Origin of the sequence: Streptomyces roseifaciens, assembly GCF_001445655.1 — a bacterium.
GTDB classification, from domain to species: domain Bacteria; phylum Actinomycetota; class Actinomycetes; order Streptomycetales; family Streptomycetaceae; genus Streptomyces; species Streptomyces aureoversilis.
In genome coordinates this window covers 2914471-2930091 of the sequence record NZ_LNBE01000004.1, presented here as the reverse complement: position 1 = coordinate 2930091, position 15621 = coordinate 2914471, and the positions used below count along the sequence as shown (strand labels likewise).

Here is a 15621-nt window from a genome sequence, read left to right as displayed (position 1 = left end):
TACTCTCGGTCGTGATGACCGATACCTCTGAAGCCCCCAGCCCGCCCGGGAGACGGTCCGCCGTCCGTTCGCTGCTGCGCCTGTGGCCCTACGTGCGGCCGGTGCGCAACACGATGATCGCCGGCGCCGCCGTGACCGTCGTCGCGTCCTGCGCCAGCCTCGTCATTCCGCTCGCGCTCAAGTGGATCGTGGACGGCCCGGTCGCCGGCAAGGACCCCTCGGGGGTGTGGCTGGGCGGCGCGCTGGTGCTCGTGCTCGGCGTGGTGGAGGCGTCGCTCTTCGCGCTGCGCCGCTTCCTCGTGGCGCGACCGCTGGCGAAGGTCGAGGCGGACATGCGGGCGGACCTCTACGGGCACCTGCAGCGGCTGCCGGTCTCCTTCCACGACCGCTGGCCCTCGGGGCAGTTGCTCTCGCGGGGCACGACGGACCTGATGCTGCTGCGCATCTTCCTGGCCTTCCCGCTGACGTTCCTTCTGGTCAACGGCGTGACGATCCTGGTGGGCTTCGTCGTCCTGCTGGTGCAGGAGTGGACGCTGGGGCTGGTGCTGCTCGCCCCGGTGGCGCCGCTGGTGATCCTCTGCGCGTATTTCGAGGAGCGCTACTCCCGGGCCGCGCGCACCGCGCAGGACCAGTCCGGCGACCTCGCCACGATCGTCGAGGAGAGCGTCCTCGGCATCCGCATCATCAAGGGCTTCGGCCGGCACCGCGGCCAGGAGCGGGCCTTCGACGCCCTCTCCGGCCGGCTGCGCGGCACCGAGCTGGGCAAGGCGCACCTGCTGGGGATGCTCTGGGCGGTCATCATGAGCCTGCCGGAGCTGGCGATCGGCGCGGCGCTCGTCCTCGGCGTGCTGCAGGTCGCCGACGGCGAGCTCTCGGCCGGCACCCTGGTGGCGTTCCTGTCGACGGCGCTGGCGCTGCGCTGGCCTGTGGAGTCCTTCGGCTTCCTGATCGCGATCGCCAACGAGTCCGCCACGGCCGCCGACCGCTACTTCGAGGTCATGGACGTCCCGGCCCCCGCCGACCGGGCCGCCTCCGGCAAGGCCGGCGCGGTCTCCTCCCCGCGCCCGGAGGGCGAGCGCGGCGGGCTGCGCCTGGAGGGCGTCGGGTTCCGCTACCCCGACGCCCCCGCGGACGCCCCGCCCGTCCTGCACGGCGTCGACCTGCACATCCGGCCCGGCGAGACGATGGCCCTCGTCGGCACCACGGGCAGCGGCAAGACCACGCTGACCGCCCTCATACCCCGGCTCCACGAGGCGACGTCCGGCCGGATCACGCTGGACGGCGAGGACATCGCCGCCATGCCGCGCGAGCGCCTGCGCGAGCTGGTCTCCGTGGCGTTCGAGGACCCGACGCTGTTCTCCGCGAGCGTCGGGGAGAACGTCCTGATGGGCGCCGACGCCGGCCGGGAGGCCGATCTGGACCGCGCCCTGGAGGTCGCCCAGGCCGGCTTCGTGCACTCCCTCCCCGAGGGCACCGGCACCCAGGTCGGCGAGCAGGGCCTGAGCCTGTCCGGCGGGCAGCGCCAGCGGCTCGCGCTGGCCCGCGCCGTCGTCGGCGACCCGCGCTTCCTCATCCTGGACGACCCGCTCTCCGCGCTCGACGTGCACACCGAGGCCCTGGTCGAGGCGGCCCTGCGCGAGGTGCTGGCCACCACGACCGCCCTCGTCGTCGCCCACCGCCCCTCCACGGTCCTGCTGGCCGACCGCGTGGCCCTGCTCTCCGGAGGGCGCATCACCGCCGTCGGCACCCACCACGAACTGCTGCGCACCAGCCGGGAGTACGCCTCGCTCATGGCGGGCGACGAGGACCGGAGTGCCGCGGCGGACCGGACGTACGCACGGCACGAGGGAGGCCGGCGATGACCACCACCGCACCCGACCCCACCGCAGCCGACGACGAGCGGACCGGCCCCGCGGCGGGCGGCGCGGAGGACGGCGACTCCTTCGACAAGGACGTCCTGCCCGCCCCCAAGGGCGCCTCGCGCGCCCTGCTGCGCTCGCTGCTCGCCCCGGCGCGCGGCCGCGTCCGGCTCACCGCCCTCGTCATGCTGCTCCAGCAGGCGGCCGTCCAGGCGGGGCCGCTCCTCGTGGCCTTCGCCATCGACCGGGCCGTGCCGGCCGCCCGCCGCGACGACTACGGCCCGCTGATCGCCGTCGGCACCGCGTACGTGGTGTGCGCCCTGGCCGCGGGCCTGCTGCAGTACGTCTTCGTCCGGCTGTCCGCGCGCATCGGCCAGAACGTCCTCCTCGACCTGCGCGGCCGGATCTTCCGCCACGCCCAGTCGCTCAGCGTCGACTTCCACGAGCGCTACACCTCCGGGCGCCTCATCTCCCGCGCGACCACCGACGTCGAGTCGATCCGCGAGCTGATCAACGAAGGGCTGCAGGAGCTCATAGGGGTCTGCCTGGCGGTCGTGTACATCTCGGCCACCCTGCTCTACCTGGACTGGGGCATCGGCGCCGTCGCCGTCCTCTCCTTCGTCCCGCTGCAGCTGCTGATGCGCTCCTACCGGCGGCGCGCGCACACGGTCTACCACGAGCGCTCCACGGCCATCGCCTCGGTGATCGTGAAGTTCACCGAGACCATGAACGGCATCCGCCCGGTCCAGGCCTTCCGCCGGGAGCGCGCCAACGCCGCGCACTTCGCGGAGCTCAACGACCGGCACCGGCACTCCAACACCCGGGCACTGCTGGAGATGGCCCGCTACGTCTTCCTCTCCCGCCTCGTGGCCAACGTGGTGCTGGCCGCCGTCGTCCTCTGGGGCGCCTACCGGGTGGCGGGCGACGGCCTGGAGCTGGGCGTGCTCGCGGCGGCGGTGCTCTATCTGCGGCGACTGTACGACCCGATCGACCAGCTGGCGATGTTCCTCAACTCCTACCAGTCGGCCGCGGCCTCGCTGGAGAAGATCGCGGGCCTGCTCGCCCAGCGGCCCGGCGTGCCCGAGCCCGCCGAGCCGCGCGCGCTGCCGGAGCGGCGGGCGGGGCTGCCCGGCCGCGAGGTCGTCTTCGAGGGGGTGCGCTTCGCCTACCGCACGGGCGGCGAGGTGCTGCCCCGCTTCGACCTGACGCTGCACGCCGGGCAGACGGTCGCGGTGGTCGGCTCGACGGGGGCCGGCAAGTCCACCCTCGCCAAGCTCCTGGCCCGCTTCTACGACCCCACCGAGGGCCGGGTGCTCCTCGACGGGGTGCCGCTGGACACGCTCGCCGTGCCGGAGCTGCGGCGCGGTGTGGTGATGGTGACGCAGGAGGCCTTCCTGTTCTCCGGCACCGTCGCGGAGAACATCGCCATCGGCCGCCCCGGGGCCGGCCGGGAGGAGATCGAGCAGGCCGCGAAGGCGATCGGCGCCCACGACTTCATCACGGCCCTGCCGGACGGCTACGACACCGACGTGCGCAAGCGCGGCGGCCGGATCTCCGCCGGACAGCGCCAGCTGGTGGCCTTCGCGCGGGCCCTGCTCGCCGACCCGGCGGTACTCATCCTGGACGAGGCCACGTCCTCGCTGGACATCCCGGGCGAGCAGGCGGTGCAGCGTGCGATGACCACGGTGCTGCGCGGCCGTACGGCGGTGGTCATCGCGCACCGGCTGTCGACGGTCGAGATCGCGGACCGCGTCCTGGTGATGGCCGACGGCCGCGTCGTGGAGGACGGCTCCCCGGCCGAACTGACCGGGGGCACGGGCCGCTTCGCGGACCTGCACCGGGCCTGGCGGGACAGCCTGGCCTGACGGGGCCGCCCGGGGGCGGCCCGGGCCGGGCCTGCGCTACCCGCCGGTCAGCGGCAGCACGGGAAAGGCGTGGTCCTGCCAGACCAGGCGGGAAGTCTCCTCCGGGTAGGCGGTGACGGCCGGTGCGGTGCCGAAGAGCTGCACGAGGCGCTGTCCGGCGTCGTACGCGGGCCAGCCGGGGTCGCCGTGGGCGGCGAACGCCGTCCATGCGGCGCGCATGCGGGCGGACAGCGCCTCCGCCTCCGGGGGCGGGCCCTCGCCGATCAGCACGGCCGGCTGTCCGCGGTCCAGGTTGCCGAAGACGAGCGGCACGTCGAGGCCGTGGCAGGCGCCGAAGGCACCGCCCATGCCCGGGGCGGGCCAGGTCAGCTCGTAGACGTGGGCCCGGCCGCCCGCGGCGGTCTGCGCCTGGGCGAGGTGGAGGCTAGGCATGCGGAACAGCCAGTCGGACTGGACCAGTTCGTACAGCTCCTCCGGGCTCGCGGCAGGAAGACCCTCGCGGTAGCGGCGCGCACCGTCCGGGCCCGGGGCGAAGGCGTCCAGGGCGGCGGTCGCCTGCTCCTGCGTCACCTGGCCGAGCAGTCCGTCGAGCGCGGTGAACAGCCGCTGCTCGTCCCGGGTGTGGCCGACGAGGAGGCCGACGTCCCGGCCTGCGCCGTCGGCCAGGGCCTGCCACGGAGTGACCGGCAGGGCATCGCCGTCGACGACCGGCGAGAACAGGATCGGCCTGTGCGCGACCCGCCCCCAGCGGTCCGCCCACCGGGCCGCCTCGGCGCCGACCGCATCGCCGGCGGCGGACAGCCGCGCCGGGGCCACCGTGGCCAGGTCGGCCGCCGTGGGCCTCAGCCCCAGCCCGGCCGCGCAGGCACCGGCGATGTCGGCGGCCAGCTCCGGCGAGAAGAACGTGCCCTGCGCGCTCTGCGCGACGGCCCGGCGGAAGAGCCCGGCCGCACGTGGCATCGCCAGCAGCGCGGCGACCGATCCCCCGCCCGCCGACTGGCCGAAGACCGTGACGCGGTCCGGGTCGCCGCCGAAGGCCGCGATGTTGTCACGCACCCACTCCAGGGCGGCGATCTGGTCGAGCAGGCCCCGGTTGGCGGGCGCCCCCTCGAACTGCCCGAAGCCCTCGGGACCCACGCGGTAGTTGAACGTCACCACGACGACGCCGCCGTCCCGCGCCAGGCGGCCGCCGTCGTACTCGGGGAGGCCGGACATGCCGATGGTGTAGGCCCCGCCGTGGATCCACACCATCACCGGGAGCCCTGTGCCCGGGCCGGGCTCGGGGGACCAGATGTTGACCGTCAGCCAGTCGCCGCCCACCGCGTCCTGCGCCAGCGCGTCCATGCCGAAATGGCCGCCTTGCGGTGGCGGCGGTCCGTACGACACGGCGTCCCGCACCCCGTCCCACCGCCGGACCGGCCGCGGCGCGGCGAAGCGCAGCGGGCCCACGGGCGGCTCGGCGAACGGAATGCCGCGGAAGACCGCCGCACCCGCCTCCCGGGTACCGCGCACCGCTCCGGCCACGGTACGGACTTCGGGCCGGGGCCCGGACGGCTCGGGCTGCTCGGACGCGTCGGCGGTCGTCATGGCTCCCCTTCCGGGCGGGCCGGAGCGCGATCACAGGGGCTCGCACCGGCCGGGACACTCCGGAGGATCCCGCCGCGTCACGACGCGCGCCAGCCATTTACGACCGGCCCGGACGCGTGGCGGCCGCGACAGGCACCGCCCCGCACCGCTATGCGGACCTCGTTCTTTCGTCAACGGACGGATTCCGGCCAACTTGCCTCCGGACTCCTGACACGTACATGCCTGCGATGGCACTCTTCCCTCCACTGACGCGCGGCTCCCCACGGCACGGCCACCGGGCGTCGGCCCCGCTCCACCGGCACGTTGCATCGCCTGCTGTCCCCCGAGGCCCCACGCCTCCCACCCCCGTCCCGCGGCACCGACCGGCAGCACCCGGCGGCCACCGCACACGGGGAAGCGCAGCGCTCCACGACGTTTCACCGCACCCGCCGGATTCATCGGACCGGACCCATCGGACGGGATCCATCGGCCCCAGCTCCACCTGTTCTGTTCTGCCTGATCTGCCCTCGCAGAAGGAGTCAGCGTGAGACCCACCCCCCAGAAGAGAGCCGTCGCCGCCGGCGCGCTGGTCGCCGTCTCGGCGATGCTCGCCGTCGGCACCCAGACCGGGACCGCGGCCGCCCGCACCGACGACGGAGCGGGCAGCGCACCGCGCAAGGTCGTCGCCAAGGCCGACCCGGGCGCCATGCCCGTGAAGCTCACTCCCTCGCAGCGCGCCGAGCTGATCCGCCAGGCCGACGCGACCAAGGCGGAGACCGCGCGGACCCTGGGCCTCGGCGCCAAGGAGAAGCTGGTCGTCAAGGACGTCGTCAAGGACGTCAACGGCACGACCCACACCCGCTACGAGCGGACGTACGAGGGCCTGCCGGTGCTCGGCGGCGACCTCGTCGTGGACGCCACCAAGGGCGGCGGCGTCAAGAGCGTCGCCAAGGCGACCAAGGCCCGGATGACGATCGCGACGACCACCCCGTCCTTCTCGGCGGCCGCCGCCGAGAAGGAGGCCGTGAAGGCCGCGGGCGCGCAGGGCTCGAAGGCCGGCAAGGCCGACCGGGCGCCCCGCAAGGTGATCTGGGCCGCGAGCGGCAAGCCGGTCCTCGCCTACGAGACCGTCGTCGGCGGCCTCCAGGAGGACGGCACGCCCAACGAGCTGCACGTCATCACCGACGCGCGGACGGGCGAGAAGCTCTTCGAGTTCCAGGGTGTCAAGCAGGGCACCGGCAACAGCAAGTACAGCGGTCAGGTGACCATCGGCACCTCGCAGTCGGGCGGCTCCTACCAGCTCAACGACGCCTCGCGCGGCGGCCACAAGACCTACAACCTCAACCGCGGCTCCTCCGGCACCGGCACCCTCTTCACCGACGCCGACGACGTCTGGGGCAACGGCACCACCAGCGACGCGGCCACCGCCGGCGTGGACGCGCACTACGGCGCCCAGCTGACGTGGGACTACTACAAGAACGTGCACGGGCGCAGCGGCATCCGCGGTGACGGCGTGGGCGCGTACAGCCGGGTGCACTACGGCAACAACTACGTCAACGCCTTCTGGTCGGACGACTGCTTCTGCATGACGTACGGCGACGGCTCCGGCAACGCCAAGCCGCTGACCTCGATCGACGTGGCCGCGCACGAGATGACGCACGGCGTCACCTCGGCGACCGCCAACCTCACCTACGCGGGCGAGTCCGGCGGCCTCAACGAGGCCACCTCCGACATCTTCGCCGCCGCCGTGGAGTTCTGGGCGAACAACCCCAACGACGTCGGCGACTACCTCGTCGGCGAGAAGATCGACATCAACGGCAACGGCTCCCCGCTGCGCTACATGGACAAGCCCAGCAAGGACACCCGCTCCAAGGACGCCTGGTACTCGGGCATCGGCGGCATCGACGTGCACTACTCGTCGGGCCCCGCCAACCACTGGTTCTACCTCGCCTCCGAGGGCAGCGGCGCGAAGGTGATCAACGGCGTCTCCTACGACTCGCCGACCTCCGACAACCTGCCCGTGACCGGCATCGGCCGGGACAACGCCGCGAAGATCTGGTTCAAGGCGCTGACCGGGCGCATGCAGTCGAACACCAACTACGCCGGTGCGCGCGACGCGACGCTGTGGGCCGCCGGTGAGCTCTTCGGCGTGGGCAGCGAGACGTACAACAACGTGGCCAACGCCTGGGCGGCCGTCAACGTCGGCAGCCGGGCCACCCCCGGGACCGGGGTCAGCATCACCGCGCCCGGTGACCAGACGAGCATCGTGAACACCGCCGTCTCCCTGCAGATCAAGGCCACCAGCAGCAACTCCGGTGCCCTGAGCTACTCGGCCACCGGCCTGCCCGCGGGCCTGTCGATCAACGCCTCCACCGGTCTGATCTCCGGCACGCCGACCGCCACCGGCACCGGCAACGTGACCGTCACGGTCAAGGACTCGGCCGGCAAGTCCTCGAGCGCGTCCTTCAAGTGGACCGTGAACACCACGGGCGGCGGCAGCGTCTTCGAGAACAACACCCCCGTCGCGATCCCGGACGCGGGCGGCGCCGTGACCTCGCCGGTCGTCGTGACCCGCAGCGGCAACGGCTCCTCCGCCCTCAAGGTGGACGTGAACATCACCCACACCTACCGCGGCGACCTGCGGATCGACCTGGTCGCGCCGGACGGCAAGACGTGGCGGCTGAAGGACTCGGACGCCTGGGACTCCGCGGAGGACGTGAAGGCCAGCTACACGGTCGACGCCTCGGGCGTCTCCGCCACCGGCACGTGGAAGTTGCAGGTGCAGGACGTGTACTCGGCGGACAGCGGCACGGTCAACAGCTGGAAGCTGAGCTTCTGAGTTCTCCATGCGCCCCGTGAGGGGCGCGGGGAACTGCGCGACCAGCCACGCACGAACCGCGAGACAGCGGCGAACCCCTTGAACCGGGCGCCGTCCGGGGTGAGCATGACTCCCCCGGACGGCGCCCTACGCATGTACGCACGGGGCGACCGCGCGTCAGCGCAACAGCACCCCCGCCGCCTCGCCCGTCGCCTCCGACGGCAGCGTCACCAGGCCCATCTCCGCGCCGCTGGACAGCAGCCGGTGCGAGGGCAGGATGCGGACGGTGTAGCCGAAGGGGCCCGTGCGGTCGAGGGTGAGCGGTCCCTCGTACAGGCGGCGGCCGTCCAGGGCGGGGCCGCCGGCCGGCTTGAGGGGGAACGTGGCGGTCTGGCTCAGCCGGTCGGTGGGGTCGACCCGCCCGGCCACGGCCTGCACCTCCACGTCCGCCGGGTCCAGCGAGCCGAGCGTGACGCTCACCCGCAGGGAGACCGTCGAGCCCAGGGTCGCGGTGCCGTTGAGGGCGGTGTCGGCGACGGCCTCCACGTGGTCGACGGCCACGCCCGGCCACCCGGCCCGCACCCGGGCCTTCCAGGCGGCCAGCTCGCTCGCCGCGGCGGGGGTGAGGGCACGCTGGGCCTCGGCGGCGGGGGCGTAGAGCCGCTCCACGTACTCGCGCACCATGCGCCCGGCGAGGACCTTCGGGCCGAGCGTGGTCAGCGTGCGGCGCACCATCTCGATCCAGCGGCCGGGGAGCCCGCCCTGCGTCCGGTCGTAGAAGCGCGGGGCCACGCGCCGCTCCAGCAGGTCGTAGAGGGCGGCCGCCTCCAGGTCGTCACGGCGGTTGTCGTCCATGGCCGCGCCGTCGGCGGTGGGGATCGCCCAGCCGAAGTCGGGCTCGTACCACTCGTCCCACCAGCCGTCGAGCACCGAGAGGTTGAGACAGCCGTTGAGGGCGGCCTTCATCCCCGAGGTGCCACAGGCCTCCAGGGGGCGCAGCGGGTTGTTGAGCCAGACGTCGCAGCCGGGGTAGAGCCGCTGGGCCATGGCCATGCCGTAGTCGGGCAGGAAGACCAGGCGGCGGCGCACGCGCGGGTCGTCGGCGAAGCGCACGAGCTCCTGCACGAGGCGCTTGCCGCTGTCGTCGGCGGGGTGGGCCTTGCCGGCGACGACGATCTGCACGGGCCGCTCGGGGTGCAGGAGGAGGTCCATGAGGCGGTCGCGGTCGCGGAGCATGAGGGTGAGGCGCTTGTAGGAGGGCACGCGGCGGGCGAAGCCGATGGTGAGGACGCCGGGGTCGAGCACGCCGTCGATCCAGCCGAGCTCGGCGGTGCCGGCGCCGCGCTCGCGCCAGGCGGCGCGCAGCCTCTCGCGCACCTCCTCGACGAGCTGTTCGCGCAGGGTGCGGCGCAGCTCCCAGATGTCGGCGTCGGGGATGTCGGCGACGGCGTCCCAGCGCTGGGCGCCGCCGACGGCCAGGGCGTCCTCGGCGCGGCCGGCGCCGACCCGGCGGGCGCCCAGGCGCATCACCTCGGGAGCGACCCAGGTGGGGGCGTGGACGCCGTTGGTGACGGAGTCGATGGGCACTTCCTCGGCGTCGAAGCCCGGCCACAGGCCGGCGAACATCTGCCGGCTGACCTGCCCGTGGAGGGTGGAGACGCCGTTGGCGCGCTGTGCGAGCCGCAGCCCCATGACGGCCATGTTGAAGAGGTTGGGCTCGCCGCCGGGGTAGGTCTCCAGGCCCAGTTCGAGGACGCGTTCGACGTCGATGCCGGGCAGTTCGCCGGCGGCGCCGAAGTGGCGGGCGACCAGCTCGCGGTCGAAGCGGTCGATGCCGGCGGGCACGGGGGTGTGGGTGGTGAAGACGGCTCCGGCGCGGGCGCGCTCCAGGGCGGCGTCGAAGTCCAGCCCGTCGTCGACCAGTTCGCGGATGCGCTCCAGGCCGAGGAAGCCGGCGTGGCCCTCGTTGGTGTGGAAGACCTCGGGTTCGGGGTGGCCGGTCAGGCGGCAGTAGGTGCGCACGGCGCGGACGCCGCCGATGCCCAGGAGCATCTCCTGCAGCAGCCGGTGCTCGCCGCCCCCGCCGTAGAGCCGGTCGGTGACCTCGCGCTCGCCGGGGCCGTTCTCCTCGACGTCGGAGTCGAGGAGCAGCAGCGGCACCCGGCCGACCCGGGCCTGCCAGATGTAGGCGCGCAGGGAGCGGCCGCCGGGGAGGGCGAGGGCGATGCGGCTGGGGTTGCCGTCGGGCTCGCGCAGCATGGTGAGCGGGAGCTCGTTGGGGTCGAGCAGGGGGTAGTGCTCCTGCTGCCAGCCCTCGCGGGAGAGGGACTGGCGGAAGTAGCCGTGCCGGTAGAGCAGTCCGACGCCGATGAGGGGGACGCCGAGGTCGCTGGCGGACTTCAGGTGGTCGCCGGCGAGGATGCCGAGCCCGCCGCTGTACTGCGGGAGGGCGGCGGTGATGCCGAATTCGGGCGAGAAGTAGGCGATGGCGGCGGGCAGCCCCTCGGGCTGCTCCTGGTACCAGCGCCGGCCGGTGAGGTAGTCCTGCAGGTCGTCGGCTGCGGCGGCGAGCCGGCGGCGGAAGCGGCGGTCGTCCGCGAGGGCCGCGAGCCGCGCCGCGGGGACCGAGCCCAGCAGCCGCAGCGGGTCGCCGGCGGCGGCCCGCCAGCCCTCGGGGTCGACGGCCTGGAAGAGCTCACGGGTCTCGGGGTGCCAGGACCAGCGCAGATTGCGCGCCAGCTCACTGAGCGGTCGTAGGGGCTCCGGCAGAACGGGGCGCACACTGAATCGACGAATGGCCTTCACCCCCACGACGGTAGCGGGGACGCCCGGGGGCTTCGTGGCGCTTCGCGGCAACTGCCTGCTCCTGGCAGGTGCAGGCGGGAAGTGCGCCCCCTGGGGCGGTTGCCGGAGCCCCGGCTGCCGCCCGGTGCGCCCGGTACGCCCGGTACGCCCGGCGGACGGGTGCATGGCCGGGAACGGCGTCCGTATGGTGGACGGTACGGAGAAGCGGACCGCACGCGTCGTCCCCGCGGCTGATGCACCTGTACGAGGCGTAAATACGCCGCGCGTACAGCGGGAACGGCGGCGGCCGGTTACCGCTACGGCCTTCGACGACCGGAGCGGAGCGCCATTCCCCCGTCTGGCCGCCGGTTACCCGGTTTTCGCGCATTGCACACGATCGGCCCAACGGGGAGACTTCGTACGGGTGACGGCGTGCCGACCATCCTCCCCACCGGGTGCCACGGGAACTACGCACCGGTAGGTCCCACGGTGCGGGCATGCCCGGCCGGGACCGGTGGGAAAGCTCAAGCGGTATGCAGGGAGTCGCAGTCCGCCGCCGCCTCGTGTACGCGTCCCACGCCCCTCCGCACGTCTTCCGCACCCACCCGAGTGAACGCGGTCAGGAGCAGTCATGCCCGCACCCGGCCGACCGCCGGCGGAGCAGATAGAAAGAGCAGAACTCGCCAGACCCGATGTTTCGCCCCACCCGCACCGCCCCTCCGATTCCGTCGAACTCCCAGGTGATCCCATGATCGGTCGTATCCCCGTCCTGGACCTCGGGCCGCTCGTGGACTGCGGCCGCCGGCCGGTCAAGGCGGTCGTCGGCGAGACCTTCCAGGTCACCGCCACCGTCTTCCGCGAGGGCCACGACGCGCTCGGCGCCAACGTGGTGCTGCGCGACCCGGCGGGCCGCAGCGGCCCCTGGACCCCCATGCGCGAACTCGCGCCCGGCTCCGACCGCTGGGGCGCGGACGTCACCCCCGGCTCGGAGGGCCGCTGGACGTACGCGGTGGAGGCCTGGAGCGATCCGGTGGCGACCTGGCGGCACCGGGCCTCGGTGAAGATCCCGGCCGGGATGGACGTCCAACTCGTCCTGGAGGAAGGGGCGCTGATCTACGAGCGCGCCGCCGCCGGGGTGCCGAAGAAGGAGGGCCGCGAGGCGGTGCTGGCCGCGGTCGACGCGCTGCGCGACCCGGGCCGCCCGCCCACCGCACGGCTCGCCGCCGCCCTCGCGCCGCCCGTCACGGCGGCGCTGGCCGAGCACCCGCTGCGCGAGCTGGTCTCCACCAGCCGCCCCGTGCCGGTGCTGGTGGAACGCGAACGGGCCCTGTTCGGCTCCTGGTACGAGATGTTCCCGCGCTCGGAGGGGGCGACGCCCGCGGAAGGGCGCCGGCCCGCCCGCAGCGGTACGCTCCGCACGGCGGCACGGCGGCTGCCGGCCATCGCCGCGATGGGCTTCGACGTCGTCTACCTGCCGCCGGTGCACCCCATCGGCACCGCCTACCGCAAGGGCCCCAACAACGCGCTCACCGCGGGCCCGTACGACGTCGGCAGCCCCTGGGCGATCGGCTCGGCCGAGGGCGGTCACGACGCCCTCCACCCCGACCTCGGCACCTTCGAGGACTTCGACCACTTCGTCGCGCGCGCCCGCGAGCTGCGCATGGAGGTCGCCCTCGACTTCGCCCTGCAGTGCTCCCCGGACCACCCCTGGGTCGCCAAGCACCCCGAGTGGTTCCACCACCGCGCCGACGGCACCATCGCCTACGCCGAGAACCCGCCCAAGAAGTACCAGGACATCTATCCCCTGGCCTTCGACGAGGACTTCGACGGGCTGGTCCGCGAGAGCCTGCGGGTGCTGCGGTTCTGGATGGGGCACGGCGTACGGATCTTCCGCGTCGACAATCCGCACACCAAGCCGGTGGCGTTCTGGGAGAAGGTGATCGCCGAGATCGGCCGCACCGACCCGGACGTCGTCTTCCTCGCCGAGGCCTTCACCCGGCCCGCGATGATGCGCACGCTCGGCGCGATCGGCTTCCAGCAGTCCTACACCTATTTCACCTGGCGCAACACCAAGCAGGAGCTCACGGACTATCTCACCGAGCTCTCCGGGGAGGCGTCCGCGTCGATGCGGCCCAACCTCTTCGTGAACACCCCCGACATCCTGCACGCCTATCTGCAGAACGGCGGCCGGGCCGCCTTCGAGGCGCGCGCCGTGCTCGCCGCGACGCTCTCGCCGACCTGGGGCATGTACGCCGGATACGAGCTGTGCGAGAACGCTCCGGTGCACCCCGGGAGCGAGGAATACCTGGACTCGGAGAAATACCAGCTGCGCCCGCGCGACTGGGACGCGGCCGAACGCGAGGGCCGCAGCCTGGCCCCGCTGATCACCCTGCTGAACCGGCTGCGCCGGCGCCATCCCGCCCTGCAGCGACTGCGCAACTTGCGTTTCCATTACGCCGACAACGACGCCGTCATCGCCTATTCCAAGCGGGCGGGCGGCTCGTGCGTACTCACGGTCGTCAACCTCGACCCCCACCACACCCAGGAGGCCACGGTCTCGTTGGACATGCCGGAACTCGGCCTCGCGTGGCACGAGTCCGTCCCGGTGCGCGACGAGCTCACCGGAGAGACCTATCACTGGGGCAGGGACAACTATGTGCGCCTCGAGCCGGGCCGTTCCATCGCGCCCGCGCACGTGTTCTCGCTGCGACCGTCCTCACCGATCGGAGGGTCACCCACACCATGATCGTCAATGAGCCCGTCCCCGACACTTTCGAGGACACTCCCGCCAAGGACCTGGACCCCGACTGGTTCAAGCGCGCCGTCTTCTACGAGGTGCTCGTCCGGTCCTTCCAGGACAGCGACGGCGACGGCATCGGCGACCTCAAGGGTCTGACCGCCAAGCTGGACTACCTGCAGTGGCTGGGCGTCGACTGCCTGTGGCTGCCGCCGTTCTTCCAGTCGCCGCTGCGCGACGGCGGCTACGACGTGTCCGACTACACCTCGGTGCTCCCGGAGTTCGGCGACCTGGCCGACTTCGTGGAGTTCGTGGACGCGGCGCACCAGCGCGGCATGCGCGTCATCATCGACTTTGTCATGAACCATACGAGCGATCAGCACGAGTGGTTCCAGCAGTCGCGCAGCGACCCCGAAGGCCCCTACGGCGATTACTACGTCTGGGCCGACGACGACAAGCGGTATCCGGACGCGCGCATCATCTTCGTCGACACCGAGACCTCGAACTGGACCTTCGACCCGGTCCGCAAGCAGTACTACTGGCACCGCTTCTTCTCCCACCAGCCGGACCTCAACTACGAGAACCCCGCCGTGCAGGAGGAGATCCTCGCCGCGCTGCGGTTCTGGCTGGACCTCGGCATCGACGGCTTCCGGCTGGACGCGGTGCCGTACCTCTTCGCGGAGGAGGGCACCAACTGCGAGAACCTGCCGCAGTCGCACGCGTTCCTCAAGCGCGTCCGGGCCGAGATCGACGCCCATTACCCGGACACCGTGCTGCTGGCCGAGGCCAATCAGTGGCCCGAGGACGTCGTCGACTACTTCGGGGACTACGAGACCGGCGGCAACGAATGCCACATGGCCTTCCACTTCCCCGTGATGCCGCGCATCTTCATGGCCGTGCGGCGGGAATCGCGCTACCCGGTCTCGGAAATCCTGGCCAAGACGCCGGCCATCCCGTCGCGCTGCCAGTGGGGCATCTTCCTGCGCAACCACGACGAGCTGACGCTGGAGATGGTCACCGACGAAGAGCGCGACTACATGTACGCGGAGTACGCCAAGGATCCGCGGATGCGCGCCAACATCGGCATCCGCCGCCGGCTGGCCCCGCTGCTCGACAACGACCGCAATCAGATCGAGCTGTTCACCGCGCTGCTGTTCTCCCTGCCCGGCTCTCCGATCCTCTACTACGGCGACGAGATCGGCATGGGCGACAACATCTGGCTCGGCGACCGCGACGGCGTGCGCACCCCGATGCAGTGGACGCCCGACCGCAACGCCGGCTTCTCCTCGTGCGATCCGGGCCGGCTGTACCTGCCGACCATCATGGACCCGGTCTACGGCTATCAGGTCACCAACGTCGAGGCCGCGATGAGCAGCCCCTCGTCGCTGCTGCACTGGACCCGCCGGATGATCGAGATCCGCAAGCAGAACCCGGCCTTCGGGCTCGGTTCGTACACCGAGCTCACCTCCAGCAACCCCGCCGTGCTCGCGTTCCTGCGCGAAGTGCGGCTGCCGGGGCAGCGGGAGGACGACCTCGTGCTCTGCGTGAACAACTTCTCCCGCTTCGCACAGCCGACCGAGCTCGACCTGCGGGCGTTCAGCGGCCGGCATCCCGTCGAGCTGATCGGTGGGGTGCGCTTCCCCGCCATCGGCGAACTGCCCTATCTGCTGACCCTGGCCGGTCACGGCTTCTACTGGTTCCGGCTCCGCCGTGGCGCGCCGCCGCAGGCCGGCCACTGAGGGCGCTCCCGTGCGCGCCGGCGCCCGCCGGCCCGTCGCGCACGGGCGGTTTTCCCCCGCGAACCCTGGGCACCCTCACTACTACGCACGGGCCGGGCCGAACGGATCGCTTCCGCTTCGGGACCGCCGCGGGGCCGCTGCCCGGCCGCCGCACGCCCGCACCAGGGGCCGCAGGCGCCGACCGAACGGACGATCCTCGCCCGACACCCCCCGCCTCCGGCGGGGGACCCCAGCACCGCGCACCGGTCAATGC

Annotated in this window: 7 protein-coding genes; 5 read left to right on the top strand and 2 right to left on the bottom strand. The window is 72.7% G+C overall.

Features of this window, described 5'->3' with window-relative positions:
* Positions 1 to 14 precede the first annotated feature (14 nt).
* Positions 15 to 1862, top strand: a complete 1848-nt coding sequence (locus tag AS857_RS30365; RefSeq protein WP_058046367.1) for an ABC transporter ATP-binding protein — start codon at positions 15 to 17, stop codon at positions 1860 to 1862.
* Complete coding sequence (locus AS857_RS30360) at positions 1859 to 3724, top strand: ABC transporter ATP-binding protein (protein ID WP_058046366.1); 1866 nt, start codon at positions 1859 to 1861, stop codon at positions 3722 to 3724. The genes AS857_RS30365 and AS857_RS30360 overlap by 4 nt, the downstream gene beginning before the upstream one ends.
* A 36-nt stretch (positions 3725 to 3760) precedes the next feature.
* Here the strand turns inward: AS857_RS30360 and AS857_RS30355 are convergent, their stop codons facing one another.
* Positions 3761 to 5311, bottom strand: coding sequence for a carboxylesterase/lipase family protein (locus AS857_RS30355; RefSeq protein WP_058046365.1), 1551 nt, complete (start codon positions 5309 to 5311; stop codon positions 3761 to 3763).
* Positions 5312 to 5834: 523 nt separating this feature from the next.
* On the opposite strand from AS857_RS30355, the gene AS857_RS30350 reads away from it, so the two are divergent.
* Positions 5835 to 8129 carry a M4 family metallopeptidase gene (locus AS857_RS30350; protein WP_058046364.1) on the top strand — a complete coding sequence of 765 codons (2295 nt, stop codon included), beginning with the start codon at positions 5835 to 5837 and terminating at the stop codon, positions 8127 to 8129.
* Between the two features lie 156 nt (positions 8130 to 8285).
* Here AS857_RS30350 and glgP read toward each other — a convergent pair whose 3' ends face one another.
* The gene (gene glgP, locus AS857_RS30345; RefSeq protein ID WP_058046363.1) at positions 8286 to 10913 is read right to left on the bottom strand and encodes an alpha-glucan family phosphorylase; all 2628 of its coding nucleotides are present in this window, start codon (positions 10911 to 10913) and stop codon (positions 8286 to 8288) included.
* Positions 10914 to 11640: 727 nt separating this feature from the next.
* Between glgP and AS857_RS30340 the strand changes: the two genes are divergently transcribed.
* Together AS857_RS30340 and treS are read left to right on the top strand one after the other, a co-directional pair.
* On the top strand, positions 11641 to 13638 hold the full coding sequence (locus tag AS857_RS30340; protein ID WP_058046362.1) for an alpha-1,4-glucan--maltose-1-phosphate maltosyltransferase: 1998 nt from the start codon (positions 11641 to 11643) through the stop codon (positions 13636 to 13638).
* Positions 13635 to 15368 carry a maltose alpha-D-glucosyltransferase gene (gene treS, locus AS857_RS30335; RefSeq protein ID WP_058046361.1) on the top strand — a complete coding sequence of 578 codons (1734 nt, stop codon included), beginning with the start codon at positions 13635 to 13637 and terminating at the stop codon, positions 15366 to 15368. The genes AS857_RS30340 and treS overlap by 4 nt, the downstream gene beginning before the upstream one ends.
* Positions 15369 to 15621 lie beyond the last annotated feature (253 nt).